Here is a 23,004-nt window from a genome sequence, read left to right as displayed (position 1 = left end):
TTCGATTATTATATACCGAAATTAATATTTAAAAACAAAAAAGATGAAAAAGTTAGTATTCGCCGCAGTGCTTTTTATGAGTGTATTTTTTGCTCATGCACAAGTTTCGATCAATGTAAATATTGGAACACCTCCAAATTGGGGGCCACAAGGGAATGACGACAGCAGATATTATTATTTGCCAGATATTGATGTTTATTATGATGTGAATCAAAGCGTATTTATTTACGATAACAACGGAAAATGGACACGTGATAAAAGACTTCCATCAAGATGCAGACAATATGATTTGTATTCTGGATATAAAGTTGTTTTAAACGATTATAAAGGAGATGCTCCATATAATTATCATGCAAAACACCGCGCAAATTATCCAAAAGGATATCAAGGAAAACCTCAGAAAAATAGAGGAGAAAAACCGGCAAAAAACAATAACTCTAAGGGACAGCAAAAACACGAAAAGAAAGAGTATACAAACAAAGAGTATTCTAAAGGATATTCAAACAAAGACCACGATCGATCACATGGTGATCACCATTAATTAGATTTAAACATGATGAAGAAAAACGTCCCGAATTTCGGGACGTTTTTTGATTTTACTAGATGTTAATGTTTTAATTTCAACTAGAAAAAGTTAGTCCTTTTGACTTAAAATTGCTGAACAAAACCTGACGTGCACTACTTATTGTTTCTTCAGTACGATAAATGCTGCACCAGAATTTAATCACTATTTTATATTTTCCATCCGAAATTGAGTTGTAGAAAATTTGAGGTGCTTTTTCAAGATTAATTAATGACATACTTTCTAGGGCTTGCATTATAATTGTATTTATAGCATCTGGAGTTGTATCTCCATTAATCTCGATTGAAACTTCAACAAGTTTAAAGTTGTCTGTGTAAGTCCAATTTGTAATGTTTTGAGATAATAAATTTCCATTTGGAATAATGATTTCGGCACCATTTGGCGCATTGATTTTTGTAGTTCGTAATCCCATTGATTTCACTCGGCCAGAGTCAGAACTGATTTCAATAACATCGCCAATTTGAATTGGTTTATCGAAAATTAAAATTACACCCGATACAAAGTTATTTACCACATTTTGAAGTCCAAGTCCAACACCGACTCCAAGTGCGCCTAAAAGAATACTTAGTTTGTCTAATGGCATTCCTGAAGCTGCAACAGCTAGAAGATAACCGGCAATCAAAACGAGAAGTCTGGTGATTAACAGTTTAGAATGTTGTCTTTTGTTGACGTTTTCTTCATTTTCATCATCAATTTCACCAAAAAAATAAGCCACATATTTTTGAAGAAGATGTGCAATCCAAATAATGATAAAAAACAAAACAATATTTCCTAAAGTAAAAGTAATGCTTCCAATAGTGTTTGGATGGCTTAATAAATTTCCTAATGAAGTACGAAGCGATTCCCAAATATTTAGATTAGAGGCAATTACTACAAACCACATGTAGCTGATTACTAAGATAAAAGGCTTTTTTAAAGTATCTGATAGACTTTCGTGGTCAAAAATCTTTTCTATACCGCGCTTAATTCTTGTAGTATAAATTTGAAGCAGAATAATTTCAAGAATAATCTTTAATAAAACACTCAGCGCAATAATCTGCGTAAGCGAAATAAAAGCCGTAAGCGTCAGCATATTTGAAAGCGACACTCTTCCAAAAAGGTTATAAAGTATCGATAAACCATTAAAACCAATGAAAAGGATACTTGCCCATTTAAAAAATCCTTTAATATACAGTTGATCCTTAATGCTTTTGATTTGTACCAAACCATATCGTATACCAAGAATATTAATTACAATGAAAGCACAGCGTTGCATAAAACCTACTTCTATAAATAGATCAAGAAAACAAAGGGTAAAGAAGAGTCCTAGAAGCAAAACCCAATTTTTCATTGACTGTGCTGACCATTTGTTTTTGAAAAGGATGGTTAGAACTCCCAGCAAAATAAGCTGAAGCATTTCCAAAAACAGGGCAGGAGCATATAAATTACTGACTACTGCAATATTAAGTCCAATAACGAGAACAGGAACTAATACACCTCGGTTTAAATATTTAAAATTAAAATGTAACAAATTTTCGGCGTATCCGTTTTCTTTCAGATATTTTAAGTTTCGGAAAATGTACCAAAACAAAATCCCCATAAAGAACAGTAATGTGATTAAGCCACCAGCGCGATAACTTAGATAATAGGAAGCCACGCTTTTTTCAATAATTACCTTTGCTCTAATGTTTTGTGATACTTGTTTTTTTGGAACAGAATCGTTTGTACTCCATAAAAACGGATATTCTTTTCTAAGAATACTAATTCCAGATTGTTCCAGTTTATTTTCAACAGTAATTAAAGCGTTTGATACCGCAATTTTTCTTTCAACAGTCAGTCTTTTTTTATTATTTAAAATGCCTTGATTTTTAGACATCAAGCTATCAGTAGCCAGATATCTTTTTTTAAGATTTGCAAATTCTTTTTTGAATTGTTTACGACGAATCGTATCTTTTATGAGTTCCATAAAAGTTTTGTCTTTATGCAAATCAATAAACCTGTTTTTGATTTTTTCAAGATTAGCATTTCGGGAATTAATGGCCGTGTTTTGGTCTTCCAGTTCTTGCTGAATTTCTTTCAGTACAATGCGATACATTTGTTGGTTTCGAACATTTGGATTTGCTCCCTTCAGACTTGTCAGAATAAGATCAAGTTTGCTTTGTGTTCTTTTGATTTCACCAAATAAATGATGGGTTCCACCATCAAAATCGGCATCGTTGTAGGCAGATTCCATTACTTCACTGGCTTTTTCAATTGCCATCAAGTAATCACTGTCGGTTGTGGTTTTTTCAAATAATTTTGAACGGGTTTCTTTTTTTTGTTGTGTTGTTTGTGAGTAGACAAATGAGACAAAAAATAAGGCGAATAAATAGAGGTAACTTCTTTTTAAAATCATAATTTATGAATAAAATTTGGGTCCTCAAATTTAAAGTTTTTTGCTTATTTCTAAGCCCAAATTAAGTAAACATTAGGAAGATTTATCTTGTGTTTTGATTTTCATTTCTAATAAAAGAAGTAAAAATGTCAGTTAATTAGCTTCTTAGTTACTTAGTACCAAAAAAATTAAAACTTTGCCTTAAAGTGTTTAATATTGAAGTTTTTAGATTTGATGACTTTTCCTTTATCAGTAATCATCAAACAGGAATATTCAGGGAATTTTTGAATTAAAAGTAAACCTTCTTTTTGACCTAAAACCATTATAGAAGTGCTTAATCCGTTTGCGCTTTCGGCATTGGGACCAAAAACCGTTACACTGCACAATCCAGTTGCGGGATAACCCGTTGCAGGATTTATAATGTGTGAATAGCGTTTACCGTTGAAAACAACAAATTTTTCATAGCTACCAGAAGTGGTAACAGCTTGCTGTTCAAGAGGAACAACAGCTAAAAGTTTTTCAGGATTAAACGGATTTGTGATTCCAATTTTCCATGGCGTTCCGTTTGGCTGTTTTCCCCAAGTGCTCATATCGCCAGAACCATTAATAATTCCGGCTTTTATGCCTTTTGCAATCATCATGGCTCGGCATTTATCGGTAGCGTAACCTTCGCCTAAAGCGCCAAATCCAATTTTCATTCCTTTTAATTTCAAGAAAATCGTCGATTCTACGCTATCCAAAATAATGTTTTTGTAGCCAACTTTCTCAACGGATTTTTTTATGGCTTCCGCCGAAGGCATTTCGGTCATGGAACCGTCAAATTTCCAGATTCGGTCCATTGCGGCAAAACTCACATCAAATCCGCCGTTGGTAATTTCAGATAATTTTAAAGCTCTTTGTGTCAATTCAAAAACTTCGCGATCGACTTTTATGGGTTTTATTCCTGCATTTTGATTTACTTCTGAAACTTGAGAATCTGGTTTCCAATCGGATATTAGTTTTTCAATTCGTGTAATTTCTGCAATAACTTCATCTATGTTTTTTTCCGCGTCAAGCGAATCTTTTCCAACAATGGTAATGTCAAAACGCCCACCCATCAGCAAAGTAGTTCTTTTTCGTAAGACTTGCGCATTTGCTGAAAAGCTAAAAATCAGGACTAAAAGAAATAAAATTCTTTTAAAAATTGATTTCTGAATTGACATAAAATTATTTTTATAGTGTTTAGTAACAATCGGTTAAAATCTGGCCGTTGTTTTTAAATTCAGAAAGATTTTTGATGTTTCTCTCTAGACATAAAGTATCCAGAATTGCTTCAACATCTTTTTGCATCGCAAGCGAACCGCAAATCATGATAGCACCGTCATCTTTCAATAAATCAACAAAAAAATCGGCATCGCGTTTAATCAAATCCATTACATAAAAATGATTGTTTTCACGCGATAAAGCTAAATGGAAATCTTGAAGTTGTTTTTTTTGAATCATTTCAGAAGCAAACTTTTTATACCCCAAAACCATTTCGGTTTCCATTCTAAATCCAGAATATAAATGTGTTTCTATTTTTTTCTTGTTTTGTTCAATCATTCCAAGAAAAGGTGCAATTCCAGTTCCGTTCGAAATCAAGGCAACTTTTGATGTTTTTTTCGGAAAATGAAAAGCTTCGTTATTGATAATTCTAGCTTTAATAACATTTCCTGGCGTTAAATTATTCAAGAAGCCAGAACCCAATCCTTGGGGATGCAGTTTAACAACCAATTGTATATTTCCATTGTGATTTCCAATCGAATAAAGACGCTCTCTGCTGTCGTTCGCAGGATAAATTGCCAATAAATCTCCCGAAGTAAATTTGGCTCTCATATTCGCACGCAAAGTCACCATAAAAGTCTGTTCTGATTCAGAAACTAACGTTTTATCTAAAACCATTAATTTCTGCAAACCTTTCGGAACGTGATTGTAAACAGAAGGTGTCGTTGATAATGCAATTCCAGTTTTGGCACTCCATAACTTGATCCATTCCACAAACTCTGTAGCCGATTTATCGTTTACCGTTTGTAATTTTAAAAAGCGCTCAGACCAATTTTGTTGTTCTAAAAGTTTGTCAATTTCAATAGCAAAACCACAAAAATCTGGATATGATTTTGATCCAAAACCTACTACTGAAAAATTGATTTTTTGTTGTTGATTATGTTTCTTTAAAAGAGAAATAAATTTTGTTCCGTTTGAAGGCGCGTCGCCTAAACCGTGCGTTGAAGAAAAAACAATAATATGTTCTGCTTTTGGAAAAACCGTAAAATTATTCAGTTCCGAAATATGTGCTTTATGTCCTTGATCTACCAATTGTTTCAGAATAGCATTGGCGAAACGCAAAGTGCTTCCGTTTTCAGAACCAGCCAAAAGAATAATCGAGCTTTCTGTAGCTTTGAATTTGTTTTTAATTCGGCTCGCTCTTCTTTTCAACGTAATCGCAAAACCAGAATAAATAAAGAAAAGAATATTCAGGCACGCAATTGCCAAAATAACAGCCCAAATCGCATTGATTCTTCCTGTATGAATGTCCAAACTTAAAGCGGCCAATTGAATTGTCATTGGCGAAAGTTTTTCAGAAACTATAGCGCCAGTAACTTGATTCACTTCAATTTCGCGATCTTTCAGTTCAATGATATAATATTCCTCGGGATCATCAGTAAAAGGGAATTCAATTTTTTTGACATCAGATAATAAAGTCGTATTAAAAATGGAAGTTTTTTTTGCTTCCGCCGAAAGTTCTGTTTTTACGGGTTTTGCTTTTTCATCTCCCATAAAGAAGTTGAATCTTTCCAGAGATAAATAAGTTCCCGTAAGCGCAATAATCAAAATCGGAATTAAAGCTAGTCTTCCAAAAATAACGTGATAATATTGGGCAAAATATTCTTTTACAACTTTCGAAAAGAAATTTCGAATTCCTCTTTGCCTGCTCAAAACAAGCATAAATCCTGAAATCGAAATTAGAAATAATAAAAACGAGATCACACCAACAAAAAAACGCCCCGTTTCATGAAGAAATAAGGAGCGGTGAAGACTGGTGATCCACTGAATAAATTCGCTTTTTTTTGCAGGAGTTCCTAGTACTTTTCCAGTTCTGGCGTCGATAAAAGATTTAATGTCATTTCCATCTTCATCAATCGCCTGAAGCGTTACAAACTGATTGTAATCAACGCTTAATTCAGTGATTTCAGTATATTTCTTTTTTAAAACAGGAAGGGTTTCTCCCAAAGTCAAGGCATTAAAATTTTCTGTTTTGTAAGGCAATGTTTTTTCCTGAACCGCATCAACAGCAAGAATAATTCCTGTTACAGAGGCAAGCAGTAAAAACAAAGAAGAGAACAAAGCCAAAGCTAAGTGTGTGTAACGCCAAAAAGAAAGAGTCATTGAATGTAAGCTAAAGGGTAATCAAATGTAAAATTAGGAAATGTAGGAGATTAAATTTTGTTTAATCTCACATATCTGATGTAACCTTTTCCTTCCGTTTTATCAGCTAAACCAGCTGTTGTCAACGGAATTTCAAGATCGCTTACATAATATTTTTGATCCTCAACAGCCGATTCAAATCGTAATTTGTATCCTTTGTTGATTTTAGAATCGTCAATTTCGATAGTTGTTATACTGCGGTCGCCGCCAGTAACTGAAGCTCCAGTTTTAGCACTGATATCTGAAGGTTTTGCAGTTTGGAATTTATTCCATTCTTTCAATGATTTATACCATTTTTTATCGTCACCCATTACATAAAGCGTCTTTTCATATTCGCCTTGCGGATTGATCAAAGACACAACGATATAGGCACCTTCGCCCATATAATTTGCCATTTGAAGCATGCATTTGTATTTGCTGGCTTGTGCATTAGACTGAAAAGAAATTAGGCAGATAAGAGCACTTGTAAGTGCGATTTTTAGTATTGATTTCATGTAATTAATTATAAATTATAAGTTATGAATTATGAGTTTTGAATTAAGAGTTTCACTTATAACTCATAATTCATAACTCATCATTTTTATCATTTTAAAAATTCGATTGATATGTTTTGTTTTGTCAAAGACTCATTTTCTTTTGCTAAAGCATAAGCACTTTCGTCAAATTCTGTTGTAAGCTCTTTTTTAGCACCGATTGAAAGCAAATATTTTAGGATTGTATCATTTTTCGCAACCATTGCCGCCTTGTGCAAAGCTGTAATTCCGTCTTTGTTTTTCGCATTTACATCAATATTTAAAGATGCTAATTTTTTAAGCAAAGATAAATCGTTTTTCGCTGCTGCGAAATGATATAAAGTACTTCCATCTTTTTGCGGAGCGGCAAGATTTAAGCCTTTTTCTTGAAGCAGTTTTGCTTTAGCGTCAAAAGTATCTTGTTTTGGATCTGGTCTGTACGATTGCACTAAATAAAAACCTAGATTATTTCCGTCTTTGTCTTTTACATTAACATCTGCACCTTTTCCTAAAAGAAGCGCCACAGCGTCTGGAGTTCCAGATTTAACCGCCATTGTCAAGGCTGATTCACCTTTAGCATTTTGTAAATTAATGTTTTTTGCAACTGGCAATAAAACCTCTAAAGAACCATTTTCTCTTGCACCTGCAGCAACCATAAACGGCGTATTTCCGTCGCTGTTTACTTTGTTTGCATCAACACCTTTTGCAAGGAAATACGAAATGATCTCTTTCTGATTTGGTTTTCCAGCCAATAAATGCAATACATTATCACCAGATTTAGATGTTACGGTTGGTTTTAGTTTTAATTCTTCAACTAAAAATTTATAAGCGTCAAGAGAAGTTGTTTCTCTACGGTTTCCTTGAGTTGCTATCAAAAGCGCATTATCTGTGTATTTTACTTTTCTGTCCAATAATTTTTTCAAAAGAGCAATGTTTCCAGTTTTTGCGGCATAATCAAAAGCAGTGCTACCATTATTATCAACGTCTTTTAGCGATAAACCTTTTGTAATTAAATAGTCAGTCAGTTTTAAATCTTTATCAGATGGGATTGCTAATAAAAGCAAGTTTTCTCCATCTTTATATTTTTTCTTCGCACTGATTCCAGCTTTAAAAAAGGCTTCGTAAAGCGCTGGATCAAATTGTCCGCTAGTAGCAGCGAAAACAAGTGGCGTAGTGCCATGACTGTCTTCAAGATTGATGTCTGAACCTTTACTGATTAAATATTGTACAAGTTCAGTATTTCCTCTGTAAGCCGCCCAGTGCAAATAAATACGATTATCGTGAGTAGATTTGCTTACAGGATTTCCAGGCTGATCTAGTAAAAATTTGATGCTTGCTAAAGGTGCATCATTATTGATGGCAAGAGTCGTTACATCAAAAGCATTTGCATTAGCCTCTGCCGGATTGTTTCCTTTTTCAATTTCGGCTTTAACGGTATTTACATCTGGAGCAGTTTTCCAAAATGAAGCGTCTAATAAAGTGTTTTTTTGTTGGGCACTAGCAAATAATGCAGTAGTTAATGCCAAAGAAAGAAAGAAATTCTTTTTCATATTTTGGTATTTGTTGTTTTTCAATCAGTTAAAAGTTATAAGCTTTTTTAAGATGAAAATCTTCTTGAAAGCTGTTCTATTTAGAATAAATAAAAATAACGCAAATGTAAAAATTAATCTCAGTAAATCAATTTATTTGGCATAGAAACTTTGCTCTTAAGCGTATTTTAAGTCTTTTTTCTTGATTTAGCTTTTATAAGACTTATAGTAAGAACAAAAGTTTAATTCGGATTAAAATTTTTTTAGGTTGCAAAAAAGCTATAATTCTGATTAAATATTAATTTAGTAGCCGTTTCCCAAATTAAAATCCTAAAATCGTAAACATTTGTAAATGGAGAATATTACTGTAATCATAATGTTGCTGTTTGGCGTTGCTTTTTTGAGCTTAATAAGCAAAAGATATAATTTTCCTATTCCAATAGTATTAGTGCTTTGTGGTGTTGCAATTAGTGTAGTTCCTGGACTTCCAGTGGTTGCCTTGAATCCAGAAGTAGTTTTTATTATTTTTTTGCCTCCGCTTTTATATCATGCGGCATGGTACACCAGTTGGTTTGAATTCAAGAAAACGATCCGCCCAATTACACTTGCTGCTGTAGGATTGGTTTTGTTTACAACACTCGCAGTGGCGATTGCAGCGCATATGTTGATAGATGATATCTCTTGGCCGTTAGCGTTTTTGCTTGGCGCAATTGTTTCTCCACCAGATGCTGTTTCTGCAACTTCAATTACAAAAGGATTAGGACTGCACCCGAGATTGATTGCCATTCTTGAAGGTGAAAGTTTATTGAATGATGCCAGCGGCCTTGTGGCTTATAAATATGCACTTACCGCAATCGTAGCAGGTAATTTTGTGTTGTGGGAAGCCGGATTGAACTTCTTTATCATGTCAACATTAGGAGTAGCGATAGGTTTGATGGTAGGATATGTTATGAGTATCATCCATACCAAATTTGTTTGTGATGATATTATCGAAGCTACATTGACACTTTTAACACCTTTTGCTTCGTATTTGCTTGCAGAGCATTTTGAATGTTCGGGAGTACTTGCGGTTGTGACTACGGGACTTTTTCTTTCTGCGCGATCTGGAAAGATTTTTACGCATGAGAGCCGTATGATGGCTGGTACGATCTGGAATATTTTGACTAATATATTAAATGGACTTATTTTTATTTTAATCGGCTTGCAGCTTCGACATATCATTTCGGGAATAAGCAATTATTCTGGAACCGCTTTGTTTATTTGGGGCGCGAGTATTAGTGTCGTGGTAATTTTGGTGCGTTTTTTATGGATTGTTCCTGCAACCTTGCTTCCGAGGTTTCTTAGCAAAAGAATCCGTCAAAATGAAGAATTTGATTACCGCAACATGATTATTTTTGGCTGGTCCGGAATGCGTGGTGTTGTTTCTATGGCCGCTGCATTGGCTTTGCCTTTAATGATAAATGAAAAAGAAGGATTCCCGCTTCGAAATTTGATTATATATTTGGTTTTCTGTGTCATACTTTCAACTTTGGTCGTTCAAGGGCTTACGCTTCCTTGGTTGATTAAAAAGCTGAAAGTACAACCGTATTCGATTTTGGCCGAAGAATATCAGATTCGGAATATCATTGTTTCCGAAACTATTGCCCATATTGAGGATAATTTTTCGCTTTTAAATGATGATTTGCTTCATAATATTAAAAGTAAATATGAGGTGAAATTTAATCGTTTACAGAAAACAGAACTTCCGGCTAATTTCTTCGGAAAAGGAAATGTAATGGGAGGGGAGATTTTTAATGATTTTACCAAACTCCAAATTGATTTGCTTAATGTCGAAAGGGTAAAATTAGAAGTAATGCACAAGCAAGGTTCTGTAAATGAAGAGATTTTCAGAAAAATAGAAAAAGAACTTGATCTAGAAGAAACACGTCTTTGGATGGAAATGTACGAAGAGTAAAAATGCTGTTATTGCGATAGAAACAGTATCAGTAATTGTTAATTTTTGAGAAGAATAGTGTTGTAAAATAACTTATATTTACATTTCATATTATTTATTTCATGGAAGAGAATAAACATGTCACGATCTACGATATTGCGGAGAAGCTGAATTTAGCGACTTCCACAATTTCAAGAGCTTTAAAAGATCATCATTCAATAAGTGATAAAACGATAAAAAAAGTCAAGAAAGCAGCCAAAGAAATGGGGTTTGTTCCCAATACTCTGGCGGCAGGATTGCGTGGCAATAAAACAAAAACAATTGGAGTTTTGATTCCGACTGTTACACAGCCCTTTTTATCATCGCTAATTAGTGGTATTGAAATTACAGCGCAAAAATCGGACTATTCGGTTATCATTATGCAGTCGCATGACTCTTATCATGACGAAGTAAATATGGCCAAATCATTGTACAGCAACCGTGTAAGTGGAGTAATTTGCTCTCTTGCCATGGAAACTAGAGATACAGCGCATTTTGAGCAATTTTCAAATAACAATATTCCGCTTGTATTCGTCGACAGGGTTCCTAAAGAATACAATACTTTTAGAGTTGTTATTGATAATTATTCGGCTGGATATAAAGCAACCAAACATTTAATAGAGCAAGGCTGTTTGAGAATTGCGCATTTGACTGCTGGTGCTGAATTTGGAAATCTATACAATGAAAGAAAACGTGGCTATATGGAAGCCTTGAGAAATCATAATTTGCCAATAATTGACGAATTGATTGTCGATTTGAAATCGGTTACTTATGAAGATGGAGTAAAAGCCAGCAATAAATTGTTTGATTTGAAACCATTGCCAGATGGACTTTTTGCTTCTGGAGATATTATAGCAGTAAGTGCGATTCAAACAGCGAAAAAAAGAGGCATAAAAGTTCCAGAAGATCTTGCGATTATTGGGTTCAATAACGATCCAATTTCTGAAATTATTGACCCAAATTTGTCAACAGTTACTCACCCAGCGGAAAAAATGGGAAAAGCAGCAACAGAAATCATTATAAAAAATCTTAAATCAGTTAAAGAAAGTGATGCACAGGAAATAGCATTCTTAAATACGGAAGTTCTTGTGCGTGAATCTTCAAATAGGAAAGATTTATTGTAAGTTTTTTTAAGATTCTCAGCGGAAATTTTACTTTGCTTTAATGAATGCTGAATTAATAAGAATCCGAAAAACCAGCTAATCCTTATTAATAAATTTAGTATTTTAGCGACCTAATTTTGAATAAATAATAAAATGAAACTAAACGAGAAAATATCGCTTGAAAAGGTATTTGAAAAAGAATATAAAATCAAACTTGTTGGAGCTGAAAACAATAAGGAAGCGGTTATTACTCATTTTTTGCATAATAATAAAAATGGAGTTTCACAATATTTTAAGATAGATGCGATAAAATATACTAAAGAAATTTTAGAGTATAAATATCCTGAAGAAGAAATAACCAATATTGTAGCAGAAGAAGCTTTGCAATATGGGATTTTTGATACTTTTGATATTCCGTTTCCTCCAATTGAAAATCAAAAATTTAAGTTTATTGACTTGTTTGCTGGAATTGGTGGCTTCCGTTTAGCAATGCAAAACCTTGGAGGGAAATGTGTTTTTACAAGTGAATGGGATAAAGAAGCAAAACGAACATATAAAGCAAATTTTGGAGAACGACCTTTTGGTGACATCACAAAAGAAGAAACAAAGGCATTTATTCCTGATGGTTTTGACTTACTTTGTGCAGGTTTTCCTTGCCAAGCATTTTCAATTGCAGGAAAACGTGGCGGTTTTGAAGACACAAGAGGTACTTTATTTTTTGATGTTGCAGAAATTATAAAACGCAAAAAGCCAAAAGCAATTTTTCTTGAGAACGTAAAAGGTTTACGAAATCATAATGGAGGAAAAACTTTGGCGACAATTTTAAATGTTTTACGAAACGATTTAGGTTATTTTGTTCCCGAACCACAGATTGTTAATGCAAAAGATTTTGGTGTACCACAAAACAGAGAACGAATTTATATTGTTGGTTTTAGAAATGATTTAGGAATTGAAAGTTTTGAATATCCAAAGCCAACAAATATAAAAGTTGCATTTTCTCAGGTAAAAGAGAAAAATGTGCCACCAACAAAATATTTTTTATCGACACAATATTTGCAAACCCTAATTGAGCATAAAGCAAGACATGAAGGAAAAGGTAATGGTTTTGGCTACGCAATTATTCCTGATGATAGCATTAGTAATGCAATTGTAGTTGGAGGAATGGGAAGGGAAAGAAATTTGGTTTTAGATCATAGAATTACAGATTTCACACCAACAACACACATAAAAGGTACTGTAAATCGAGAAGGAATTAGAAAAATGACCCCAAGAGAATGGGCACGATTACAAGGTTTTCCAGATAATTATATAATTCCCGTTGCTGACGCATCAGCTTATAAGCAATTCGGTAACTCTGTTGCAGTTCCTGCAATACAAGCAACCGCTAATGAAATTTTAAAACTACTTGGCATAAAAAAATGATAACAGGGAATAAAGGAGAATGGAGTGAAATATATGTTTTGTTCAAACTTTTAGGCGACAAAGAATTACATCCAGGAAATAAAGAAATTAGAAAAATACAAAATCTTGTTTATCCAATTTTAAAAATACTTCGTAATGAAATCAGTGGGAATTTCGAGTATTCAATCGAAGATAATATTGTTTTAATTTCAGGAAACGAAGAAGTTTTTCGTATTCCAATTTCTGAATTCAAAGAACGAGCAAAATATTTATTAACAAAAATAAAAACTAACACTGGAGCGTTTTCAGTCCCAGAAATTGAAGAATTTATGCAAAGCATAAATTGTCTTTCTTTAAAAGCAAGTTCTTCTGCCAAAACAGACATCACAATTGTTGTTCATGATCAAAGAACTGGATTCCAACCAGCATTAGGGTTTAGTATAAAATCACAATTAGGAAATCCTTCTACTCTATTGAATGCAGGGGAAACAACAAATTTTGTTTTTAAGATTATTGGATCACAAATTAATAAACAAGACATTCTCGAAATAAACAATATATCATCAAAAAGTAAAATTAGAGATCGTATCGCAGAAATTAAGCGTAGGGGTGGGGCGTTTCAATTCTTAAAAACTCAACGAACTATTTTTGGTAATAATTTAACTCTAATTGACAGTTTGTTGCCACAGATACTCTCAAATGTAATTTTAAATTATTATTCGTCTTCGTATTCGAATATTGAAGAATTAGTTAAATTGATTGAAGAAGAAAATCCATTAAAATTTGATGTAACAAATAAACATTTGTTTTACAGTTACAAAATCAAACGATTTTTAACCGACATTGCTTTAGGTATGATGCCATCAAAAGTTTGGACAGGCGAATATGACGCAACTGGCGGTTACTTAATTGTAAAAGAAGACGGAGAAATTTTATGCTATCATATTTATAATAAAAATGAATTTGAAAACTATTTAATTGCCAATACAAAGCTGGAAACTGCAAGTAGTTCAAAACATAAATTTGGAGATATTTATGAAGAAAATAATGAGCTTTTTTTGAAATTAAATTTACAAATACGCTTCAAATAAAGTGATGTATAACTAAATTATAAGAATCCACAAAAAAAACTCCTTTCTATTGAAAGGAGTTTTTTGTTTCAAAGAAACAATCGGTTGTCTTTGTGCTGGAAATTAAGAATAATATATTATATGATTACATCTTGATTAAGAATGTGTATAAATACTTACATTTTGAAATTTGCCATCTTTGTAATCTTCACTTTGGCTGAGATACGCTTCTTTTACATTTTTTTTATTTTTTTTAATCAGATAATGTAATATCTATAACGTTTTCGTGTTGATTTATATTGAATTTGGGATATTTTTAAATTTTTAAGGTTTTAAATGATGATATTGTTTTTTTTTGTTGCTTTTTTTAGGTTATTAATATAATTTTTTTACACAACCGATTGTGTGTTGTTGTATTTTATATATATTTGTTCAAACAAAGATTTCTTTTTGGCTTTCATTATGATTCAGATGCAAGCTGTAAAAAGTCCTGTTTAAAATGACCAACTAACTAACCAAACTATTAACTAATTAAATTAACCATTTATGACTAACTTTTTAATTACTAAAAGCAAATGGAAATATTTTAAAAATCTGGGAATGTTATTCCTGATGTTTGTATTTTCTGCCGCAGTAAATGCCCAAACCACTGTCTCTGGAACAGTTTCAGATGCAAATGGACCAATACCTGGAGTTAATATCATTGTAAAAGGAACAAACATTACAACAGTTTCGAATTTTGATGGAGCTTATACCATTCACACTTTGCCTGCAAATGGAGTCTTGGTATTCAGCTTTATCGGTTATAAAAGCAAAGAAGTAGCTGTTGGCAATCAAACTAAGATAAACGTAACGCTTCAAGAAGATTTAAATGACCTTAAAGAAGTAGTGGTAGTAGGTTATGGTACCATGAAAAGAGGCGATTTGACAGGAGCGATTTCTTCAATTTCTAGCAAAGCAGTAACAGAATCTGTTGCAACGACTGTCGATCAACTTTTGCAAGGACGTGTAGCAGGGCTTCAAATGCAAGCTAACAGTGGTGCGCCTGGAGCAAGTTCTTCGGTTCGTATTCGTGGTATAAGTTCGTTAAACGGATCAAATGAACCTATATATGTAATTGATGGTGTTATTATCGATGGTACGGCAAGTTCTGCAAATTCGAATCCGTTGTCTTTTATTAATCCTTCAGATATTTTGTCGATGGATGTTTTAAAAGATGCTTCAGCAACTGCAATTTATGGATCACGTGCGGCAAATGGAGTAATTATTGTTACAACCAAACGAGGAAAAAAGGGAGAAATGGCAGTTAACTTTGACAGTTATGTAGGCTGGCAAGAGATTCCAAAACACTTGGATTTGCTTAATTTAAAACAATATGGCGAACTTAAAAACACCCGTGCCGATTTAGGAATTGTACAGCGTGACAATACTTTCATCAGAACTGATTTATTGGGAGAAGGAACAGATTGGCAAAAGGAACTTTTTGATACCGCATTGATGCAGAGTTACAATTTATCAGCTTCAGGAGGTACAGATGCTACTACTTATGCAATGGGAATTGGATATGTGGATCAAGAAGGTATCGCAATTGGGTCTGGTTTTGATCGTTTTAACTTAAGAGGTGTTGTAGATTCTCAACTTAAAAGCTATTTTAAAGTAGGGGTAAATTTTGCATTGAGCAAAACAAATCAAACTACAACAGTATCTGATGATGCCTTGATTTTGACTGCTCTTAAGCAAACTCCAAACGTGGCAGTTCGTAACGCAGATGGAACTTTTGATGGTCCAGATACAACTGAATTTGTGCAAAATAATCCAATTGGATTGGCTTCAATCAAAGACAATCACAATATCAATTATAATATGAGAGCCAGCACTTATGCTGAAATCAGTTTTACTAAAGACTTGAAATTCAAAACACAATACTCTTTAGATTATAGTTTTGTGAATAATTATACTTTCAGTCCGTCATATACTTTTGGAGCACTTGTAAATGACGTTCGTGAAGGAACAAGAACAAAATCAAATAGTGATTTTTGGCTTTGGACAAATTCGTTGAATTATAATAAAACGTTTGGTTCGCATAATATTAATGCAACCGTTTTTCAAGAGATGCAAGAGTCGCATTGGGAAAATCTTTACGGTTACCGTTCAGGATATTTGACAAATGGTGCAACAGACTTAAATGCAGGTGATGCGACAACGGCAAAAAACTCAAATGCAAGTAATACAAGCGCTTTGAAATCGTATTTTGGTAGATTGATCTATACGTATAATGACAAGTATATATTGACAGCAACTATTCGTCGTGATGGTTCTTCAAAATTTGCTGAAGAAAATCGTTGGGGTTGGTTTCCATCTGCAGCTGTAGCTTGGAAAATTTCAAATGAAGAATTTTTAAAAGACAGCAAAGCAGTAAGTAATATGAAATTACGTGCTGGTTGGGGAGAAGTAGGAAATCAAAATGTACCAAACTTTGCTTATACGTCAACTTATAATGCTTCTGCAACAAATTGGGGAACAGGACTTCTTGCAGCAAATACAGCAAATAAAGATTTAAAATGGGAAACATCTTCTCAAACAAACGTAGGTCTTGATTTAGGTTTCTTGAACAACAGAATCGAATTGACTACAGATGTTTACTATAAAAAGACTGATGATTTGCTTTTGGCTTTGCCGCTTCCAGCTTATGTAGGTACAACTGGCCAAGGTGCTACATCTTCTCCTTGGGTAAATGTTGGTTCGCTTGAAAATAAAGGTATCGAGTTTACATTGAATACCTTGAATATGGATAGAAAAAATTTCACTTGGAAATCAAATGTTACTTTTTCAATGAACAGAAGCAAAGTTCTTGCTTTGAATACTGAAACAGGAATTTTGAATAAAAGCATTCAGCAAGGTTCTGATGTGACAACTGTTACGCGTACTGCTGTTGGTCAGCCAATTGGGCAATTCTACGGTTACAAAGTAATTGGACGTTTTGAAAACGCTACTGATTTTTATTATAAAGATAAAAACGGAGTAGTACAGCCAACTGCTTTGCCAGAAGGAATGAAAATTGGTGAAAATGGTGTTTGGATTGGAGATTATATTTTTGAAGACATCAATAAAGACGGTGTAATCAACGAGAAAGATCGCGATTATATTGGTAATCCAAATCCTGATTTCACTTTTGGTGTCAATAACACGTTTTCTTTCTTAGGTTTTGATGTAAATATTTTTGTTACCGGTTCTTATGGAAATGATGTTGTAAACTATCAAAGAAGATGGTTGGAAAATCCTAGAGAAAATACCAATTTATTGACTTTGGCTTTAGGATATGCACAATTGGAATTAATTGATCCAACGGGGCCAAATGATTATCGTAATGTTCAAATCGTTGGAGGAGATCCTTATATGCCAAGAATCGCGGCGTCTTCAGCTTCTTCTACATCAAATTACCGTTTCAGCAATCGTTTTGTAGAAGATGGTTCTTATGTGAGAATTAAAAACATTTCAATTGGATACAATCTTCCTCAGAAATTATATTCTAAATACGGAATTTCAAACATCAGAGTTTATTCAAATGCTCAAAATGTCTTGACTTTTACAAAATACAAAGGATATGATCCTGAAGTAGGTTCTCTGAATCAAGATGCGCTTTTAAGTGGTATTGATAACGGACGTTATCCTTCGCCAATGATTACGACACTTGGATTAAATGTTAATTTCTAAAATTTTGCTGACAATGAAAACAAAAAAAATATTATACTCGGTTCTTTTGATCGCATTACCATTTGTTTGGACTAGTTGCAGTGATCTTTTAGATGTTGAACCTGAAGATCAAATTACAAAAGAAAATTTTTATCAGTCTGAAGCCGATTTTCAGGCTGCGACAGGACCACTTTACAATAAAGTTTGGTTTGATTTTAATGATAAATTCTATTATGGTTTAGGTGATGGTCGTTCGGACAATTTATATGCACCCTATTCAGATTACGTTTACCCGTTTACTGATTTATCTGAAACTGGATTGACAGGACCTTTAGTTTCGGCGTGGGGATCATTGTACAATGTGGTACAGCAATCAAACAATGTTATAAACGGAATCACAGATAGTAATGTAAATGCAACTATTAAAAACAAATACATTGCCGAAGCTCGTTTTATGAGAGGAACTGCTTATTGGTATTTGGCATCGCTTTGGGGAGACGTAATTATTTCTACAGATCCTAGAGAATTGGTGAAAAATCCAGTAGTAAATAAAAACCCGATGAAAGATGTTTATGAATTTGCGATTCGTGATTTAGAATTTGCTGCAAAATATCTTCCAGAACAAGCGGGTCAAGCTGGACGTTTAACAAAATACAGTGCATTCGGAATGCTTTCTCGTGTTTATCTATCTTTTTCAGGAGTAAGCGATAATCCAAACAGTGGCACTCGCAAGCAAGAATATCTTGATTTGGCAAAAAAAGCGGCAGAAAAAGTAATCAATTCTGGTCCGTATAAATTAATGTTAAATTATGCTGATTTGTTTAAAATTGACAATAACAACAATCCAGAATCAATGTTTGCGCTTCAATGGGTACCAAATGGTGATTATGGCGTAAACAATACGCAACAAGCCTATTTTGCGTTAGGGTCTGATATTACAGGAGATGATGCGGCTTGGGGATATTGGACAAGAGCTTCATATAATGTTTTGCAAGAATATGAGTCTAAAGATTTGCGTCGTAAAGAAACTTGGATGGGAAATAAAGATCATTATGCCGACATCAATAAAGCAAATGGAGGTTACACAGTTGATCACGGAAATGATTTCCTAACAGTGAAAAAAGGAGTTGTAGGTTCGACTAAAGATAATCCTAAAACGACTCGTATGAATTCAGGTTTAAATACTTATATGTTGCGTTTGGCAGAAGTTTATTTGAATTATGCTGAAGCTACATTAGGAAACAGCACTTCAACAGCCGATGCAAATGCGGTAAATGCTATTAACTTGCTTCGTTTTCGTGCAGGTCTTGATCAAAAAGCAACATTGACTTACGCTGATATTATTCATGAAAGAAGAGTTGAATTGTGCATGGAAGGGCAATATTGGTATGATTTAGTTCGCAGATCATATTACAAGCAACAAGAAGTAATCAATTATATCACAGCTCAAAACAGAGGAACTATTGTACCAATTTTGTATGATACAGCAACAAATACAGTTTCTGTTGATGCTTCTAAAAGCAGTAGCCCACGTTCTATTGGCGTAATTGATGCAACGATTTTCCTTTTGCCTTATCCAGAATCTGAATTGGTTCAGAATCCATTGTTGAGAGAGAATCCAGTTCCGTATCAATTTACAGAAGAAAAAATCAAAGACTTATTCTAATAATCTGAAATAACTAATCTAAAAGAAAGATTAATATGAAATATATTTTAAATAAAAAGTTTTGGGCACCCATTGCACTTCTTGGAATAATGGTTTTTAGTATACTATTTACTTCCTGCGATAGTGATGATGATGCAAGCAAACAAATAGTAATAAGCAAAGTGTTTCTGGAAGATGTAAACTCATCTGTTCCAGACAGAGAAGTAAATTTTGCTCGTTTAGGTCAAACATTGCGTATCGAAGGTTCTGGATTTACAGGTTTAAGAAAAGTATTCATTAACGGATATTCGACTTATTTTAATGTGGTTTTTGTTTCTGATAATTCAATGATTGTTAGTGTTTCATCTGATACACCAACAATCGAAGCAGATCCTTCCGTAAGAAATACGATTCGTTTTGTAAATGATAATACGGAAACGACATTCAACTTTGATATTCGTTCAGGAAAACCTGTTATTGATGGTATTTCGAATACAATGCCAAATCCAGGTGAAATAGTGATGATACATGGTAGTGGCTTAACTGAAATTAAAAAAGTAGTTTTCCCTGGAAATGTAACCGTAACGACAGGAATTGTTTCTGATCCTGATGGAGAATTTTTTACTGTTACAATGCCAAATGGTGTTTCAGATATTGGAGGTTCATTATTTGTAGAAGGTTCAAACGGAGGTGTTTATTCGCCAGCTTGTTTCAATTTCAAAAAAGGATTGTTGCTTAATTTCGACGGGCAAGGACAACATGGATATTGGGGGACAAGTACAAGTATGATTCAGCCAGCTGATTTAGAATCTGCTACTATAGGATCTATAAATATTTCTCAAGGGAAATATGTACCACATCGTCCAGCTCGTATCGCTTCTTTTGATGCAGGTAAAAACCGTTGTTCAGAAGTTTGGACAGCAGGGAATGGTGTAGACAACTGGAGAGCACAATTAACACCATATATTCCAGCAAATACGCCACTTGACAAAGTAGCATTGCAATTCGATGTTTATGTTCCAGATGCTTGGAAAGATTCTGGTTTCTTAAAAATATGTATGATCAACAATTTTAATGGAGGAGAATGGGCTGGTGCAGTTTACAATTGGGTTCCATGGATTGTAGATGGAAAATCTGTAGATTTCAAAACAACAGGTTGGACAACAATTACAATTCCGTTGAATAAATTCTACGCTTGGTCTAAAGAAGCTTATACTTTCGAAACTGTCCTGGCATTTAGAGAAGCTGCAACGTATCAAAATTTCGGAATATATTTCGAAAATTCAAATGTTAAGCTGAAAGATGTTACAGGAACTGCAAGCGAAGTGGAGTTTGCTGCAAAAGCAACTTCTGTAAAAGTGTACACAGACAATTGGAGAATTGTATCGCTGAATACACCAGTTTATAACGATTTTAACTAAAAAAGCATCCAAATGAAATATAAAAATATACTTCCAATAGTTGCCTTGTCTTTAATGGTTTTGTCATCTTGCGATGATAATTTAATGGACTGGGAAAAAGATCCTGAACATGGTGCTGTAACAGGAGCAGAGCTTCCGCTAGAATTAGTAGAAAAAATTAGCCGTTACGAGCCTTTAAAAAATTATAGTGATTTCATTCTTGGAAACGGAATTGGAGCCGATTTATACATGAGCGACGCGGCGTACCGCAAAATCGTAAATGAAAATTTTGATGAAGTAACGCCAGGTTATGCTATGAAACACGGCGCAATGGTAAACTCAAAAGGTGAAATAAATTTTGCAACGATTGACGCATTTATTGCCGAAACAAAAAAGGCTGGTTTAAGCGTTTTTGGACACACATTAGTTTGGCATTCCAACCAAAATGCAAGTTATTTGAATGGTATTATTGCTCCAACAGTAATTCCGGGTTCAAGCGGTACTAATATTTTGGATATTGCAGGCTTAAAAAGCGGAGCGTTTACAAATTGGGCAAGAAATAATCCTGGAAAGGGAATAACGGTTGTTGCAAATTCGGGACTTACCAGTACTTCACAGGCTGTTCAATTGCAGTCTAGCGCAACTTCTTCCGCTGCTTACAATTTGCAGTTGACATCACCAAATGTTCCAATTGTTTCTGGACATAATTATGAGATTTCATTTTACATTAAATCTGATGTTGCAGGCAAGGGACGTCTTTCTTTTAATGCATCTTTATCAAATCAATATCCGTACAAAGATTGGTATAATACGGGAGGATCTTGGACAGAAGCTTTTGCTACAACATCTTCTTGGCAACAAGTTAAAATTAAATTGGCTCCCGGCGATTTTAAAACGGGAAGCACAAGTTTTCAGTTTAATATTGATTTAGGTTATTTGCCAAACGTAACCTATTTGATTGATGTAAATACTTTAGCGGTTGTTGATTTGGATGCTGCCGCAACGGTAAGTAACTTAATTGCAAATGGCAAGTTTGATACTGATTTGACAGGTTGGTCAAGATACAATGGAGCGACTGATGCTTTAAGTCAAGCAACTTCGGCAAATGCTTATGAAGGAAATGGGGCAATGAAAGTCGTAAATGCAACAAGTGATGCAGCAAATCAATGGAAAACACAAATTCATGCTGATTTTACGACGAAGATGACTTTAGACAAAGATTACACAATTTCGTATATGATTCGTTCAGAAGCACCTGGTTCTGTACGTTGTTCAACAACAGGAACAACTGCTCATTATCAAGGGGATCAAGCGACTTCTACAACATGGAAACTTGTAGAGTGGAAGTTCAAAGGAAACGGAACTGAGACAGGATTAAACTTTGATTTAGGAGGAGCTGCCGGAACATATTATATTGATAATGTTGTAGTAACTGACGGAGCTACTTCAGGAGGCGCAACACCACCGGTAAATATCGACAAAACTGATGCTGAAAAAACAAAAATCATTGGTGATGCAATGGCAGATTGGATTTCTAAAATGATGAACCATTACAAAACAAGTGTTTTTGCATGGGATGTTGTAAATGAACCAATGAAAGAAGATGGAACTTTAAGAAATGGAAGTGAAGGTGACACTGCAACAGATTATTTTTCATGGGTGAAATATTTAGGAAAAGATTACGCTGTAACGGCTTTTAAATTAGCACGTACAAATGGTAATGCAACTGATAAGCTTTTCATCAACGATTATAATTTAGAGTCAAGATTAGACAAATGTGATGGTTTAATCGAATACGTAAAATACATTGAAAGCAAAGGAGCACAAGTTGACGGAATTGGAACGCAAATGCACATTTCGCTGACTACTGATAAAGATAAAATTGTTCAGATGTTCCAAAAATTAGCAGCTTCAGGAAAATTAATTAAGATTTCTGAATTAGATATCAGATTAGGAACTGCTACGCCAACAGTGGAGCAACAAGCATCTCAAGCGGCAATGTATCAGTATGTTATTGATATGTATAAAAAATACATTCCAAAAGCACAACAATACGGAATTACAATTTGGGGAGTCTCAGATAATGCTAAAGAACATGAATTCTGGCTTCCAAATGAATCTCCGAACCTTTGGGATGCAAATTATGCGCGCAAACATGCGTACAAAGGAACTGCAGACGGACTTGCAGGAAAAGACGTAAGTGCTGGATTCTCTGGTGAGTTAGTAAAGAAGTAATATTTAAAAACGATTGAGAAAATTGAATCGTCTCGATCAAAATCAAAAAGGCTTTGTCAAAGTT

Annotated in this window: 14 protein-coding genes; 9 read left to right on the top strand and 5 right to left on the bottom strand. The window is 34.1% G+C overall.

Annotation, left to right across the window (positions count from 1 at the left end):
- The first annotated feature begins 43 nt into the window (after window positions 1–43).
- Window positions 44–541 carry a hypothetical protein gene (locus AAYQ19_RS01040; protein ID WP_343532941.1) on the top strand — a complete coding sequence of 166 codons (498 nt, stop codon included), beginning with the start codon at window positions 44–46 and terminating at the stop codon, window positions 539–541.
- Window positions 542–620: 79 nt separating this feature from the next.
- Here the strand turns inward: AAYQ19_RS01040 and AAYQ19_RS01035 are convergent, their stop codons facing one another.
- From AAYQ19_RS01035 to AAYQ19_RS01015, 5 genes are all read right to left on the bottom strand, one after another.
- On the bottom strand, window positions 621–2,957 hold the full coding sequence (locus AAYQ19_RS01035) for a mechanosensitive ion channel family protein (RefSeq protein WP_343532939.1): 2,337 nt from the start codon (window positions 2,955–2,957) through the stop codon (window positions 621–623).
- A gap of 167 nt (window positions 2,958–3,124) precedes the next feature.
- Entirely contained in the window at window positions 3,125–4,138 is a 1,014-nt protein-coding gene (locus AAYQ19_RS01030) for an FAD:protein FMN transferase (RefSeq protein ID WP_343532937.1), read from the bottom strand.
- Between the two features lie 19 nt (window positions 4,139–4,157).
- A complete protein-coding gene (locus tag AAYQ19_RS01025) occupies window positions 4,158–6,341 on the bottom strand; it encodes a PepSY domain-containing protein (protein ID WP_343532935.1) in 2,184 nt (727 codons plus the stop codon).
- Window positions 6,342–6,391: 50 nt separating this feature from the next.
- A complete protein-coding gene (locus tag AAYQ19_RS01020; protein WP_343532933.1) occupies window positions 6,392–6,874 on the bottom strand; it encodes a DUF2271 domain-containing protein in 483 nt (160 codons plus the stop codon).
- An 89-nt stretch (window positions 6,875–6,963) separates the two neighbouring features.
- Complete coding sequence (locus AAYQ19_RS01015; protein ID WP_343532931.1) at window positions 6,964–8,442, bottom strand: ankyrin repeat domain-containing protein; 1,479 nt, start codon at window positions 8,440–8,442, stop codon at window positions 6,964–6,966.
- A gap of 331 nt (window positions 8,443–8,773) precedes the next feature.
- Between AAYQ19_RS01015 and AAYQ19_RS01010 the strand changes: the two genes are divergently transcribed.
- The 8 genes from AAYQ19_RS01010 (at window position 8,774) to AAYQ19_RS00975 (ending at window position 22,940) form a co-directional block, all read left to right on the top strand.
- Window positions 8,774–10,375, top strand: a complete 1,602-nt coding sequence (locus AAYQ19_RS01010) for a Na+/H+ antiporter (RefSeq protein ID WP_343532929.1) — start codon at window positions 8,774–8,776, stop codon at window positions 10,373–10,375.
- A 101-nt stretch (window positions 10,376–10,476) separates the two neighbouring features.
- Window positions 10,477–11,517, top strand: a complete 1,041-nt coding sequence (locus AAYQ19_RS01005; RefSeq protein WP_343532927.1) for a LacI family DNA-binding transcriptional regulator — start codon at window positions 10,477–10,479, stop codon at window positions 11,515–11,517.
- 132 nt (window positions 11,518–11,649) lie between these two features.
- Window positions 11,650–12,918: a DNA cytosine methyltransferase gene (locus AAYQ19_RS01000; protein WP_343532925.1), complete on the top strand. Its 1,269-nt coding sequence runs from the start codon at window positions 11,650–11,652 to the stop codon at window positions 12,916–12,918.
- The gene (locus tag AAYQ19_RS00995) at window positions 12,915–13,988 is read left to right on the top strand and encodes an HpaII family restriction endonuclease (protein ID WP_343532923.1); all 1,074 of its coding nucleotides are present in this window, start codon (window positions 12,915–12,917) and stop codon (window positions 13,986–13,988) included. Before AAYQ19_RS01000 ends, AAYQ19_RS00995 begins: the two co-directional genes overlap by 4 nt.
- A gap of 525 nt (window positions 13,989–14,513) precedes the next feature.
- Window positions 14,514–17,681, top strand: a complete 3,168-nt coding sequence (locus AAYQ19_RS00990; protein ID WP_343532921.1) for a SusC/RagA family TonB-linked outer membrane protein — start codon at window positions 14,514–14,516, stop codon at window positions 17,679–17,681.
- A 13-nt stretch (window positions 17,682–17,694) separates the two neighbouring features.
- Window positions 17,695–19,326, top strand: coding sequence for a RagB/SusD family nutrient uptake outer membrane protein (locus AAYQ19_RS00985; RefSeq protein WP_343532918.1), 1,632 nt, complete (start codon window positions 17,695–17,697; stop codon window positions 19,324–19,326).
- Window positions 19,327–19,361: 35 nt separating this feature from the next.
- A complete protein-coding gene (locus AAYQ19_RS00980) occupies window positions 19,362–20,726 on the top strand; it encodes a glycan-binding surface protein (protein ID WP_343532916.1) in 1,365 nt (454 codons plus the stop codon).
- Between the two features lie 12 nt (window positions 20,727–20,738).
- The gene (locus tag AAYQ19_RS00975; RefSeq protein WP_343532914.1) at window positions 20,739–22,940 is read left to right on the top strand and encodes an endo-1,4-beta-xylanase; all 2,202 of its coding nucleotides are present in this window, start codon (window positions 20,739–20,741) and stop codon (window positions 22,938–22,940) included.
- Window positions 22,941–23,004: the final 64 nt, after the last annotated feature.

This window comes from Flavobacterium mesophilum (assembly GCF_039581405.1).
Lineage (GTDB): Bacteria > Bacteroidota > Bacteroidia > Flavobacteriales > Flavobacteriaceae > Flavobacterium.
Note: the sequence above shows the minus strand (reverse complement) of the source record. Positions and strands in the feature narration are given on the sequence as shown.

Excerpts from the sequence above, each read along its gene's own strand:
- AAYQ19_RS01040 (WP_343532941.1), top strand. The coding sequence starts at position 44 with ATGAAAAAGTTAGTATTCGCCGCAGTGCTTTTTATGAGTGTATTTTTT.
- AAYQ19_RS01035 (WP_343532939.1), bottom strand. The coding sequence starts at position 2,957 with ATGATTTTAAAAAGAAGTTACCTCTATTTATTCGCCTTATTTTTTGTC.
- AAYQ19_RS01030 (WP_343532937.1), bottom strand. The coding sequence starts at position 4,138 with ATGTCAATTCAGAAATCAATTTTTAAAAGAATTTTATTTCTTTTAGTC.
- AAYQ19_RS01025 (WP_343532935.1), bottom strand. The coding sequence starts at position 6,341 with ATGACTCTTTCTTTTTGGCGTTACACACACTTAGCTTTGGCTTTGTTC.
- AAYQ19_RS01020 (WP_343532933.1), bottom strand. The coding sequence starts at position 6,874 with ATGAAATCAATACTAAAAATCGCACTTACAAGTGCTCTTATCTGCCTA.
- AAYQ19_RS01015 (WP_343532931.1), bottom strand. The coding sequence starts at position 8,442 with ATGAAAAAGAATTTCTTTCTTTCTTTGGCATTAACTACTGCATTATTT.
- AAYQ19_RS01010 (WP_343532929.1), top strand. The coding sequence starts at position 8,774 with ATGGAGAATATTACTGTAATCATAATGTTGCTGTTTGGCGTTGCTTTT.
- AAYQ19_RS01005 (WP_343532927.1), top strand. The coding sequence starts at position 10,477 with ATGGAAGAGAATAAACATGTCACGATCTACGATATTGCGGAGAAGCTG.
- AAYQ19_RS01000 (WP_343532925.1), top strand. The coding sequence starts at position 11,650 with ATGAAACTAAACGAGAAAATATCGCTTGAAAAGGTATTTGAAAAAGAA.
- AAYQ19_RS00995 (WP_343532923.1), top strand. The coding sequence starts at position 12,915 with ATGATAACAGGGAATAAAGGAGAATGGAGTGAAATATATGTTTTGTTC.
- AAYQ19_RS00990 (WP_343532921.1), top strand. The coding sequence starts at position 14,514 with ATGACTAACTTTTTAATTACTAAAAGCAAATGGAAATATTTTAAAAAT.
- AAYQ19_RS00985 (WP_343532918.1), top strand. The coding sequence starts at position 17,695 with ATGAAAACAAAAAAAATATTATACTCGGTTCTTTTGATCGCATTACCA.
- AAYQ19_RS00980 (WP_343532916.1), top strand. The coding sequence starts at position 19,362 with ATGAAATATATTTTAAATAAAAAGTTTTGGGCACCCATTGCACTTCTT.
- AAYQ19_RS00975 (WP_343532914.1), top strand. The coding sequence starts at position 20,739 with ATGAAATATAAAAATATACTTCCAATAGTTGCCTTGTCTTTAATGGTT.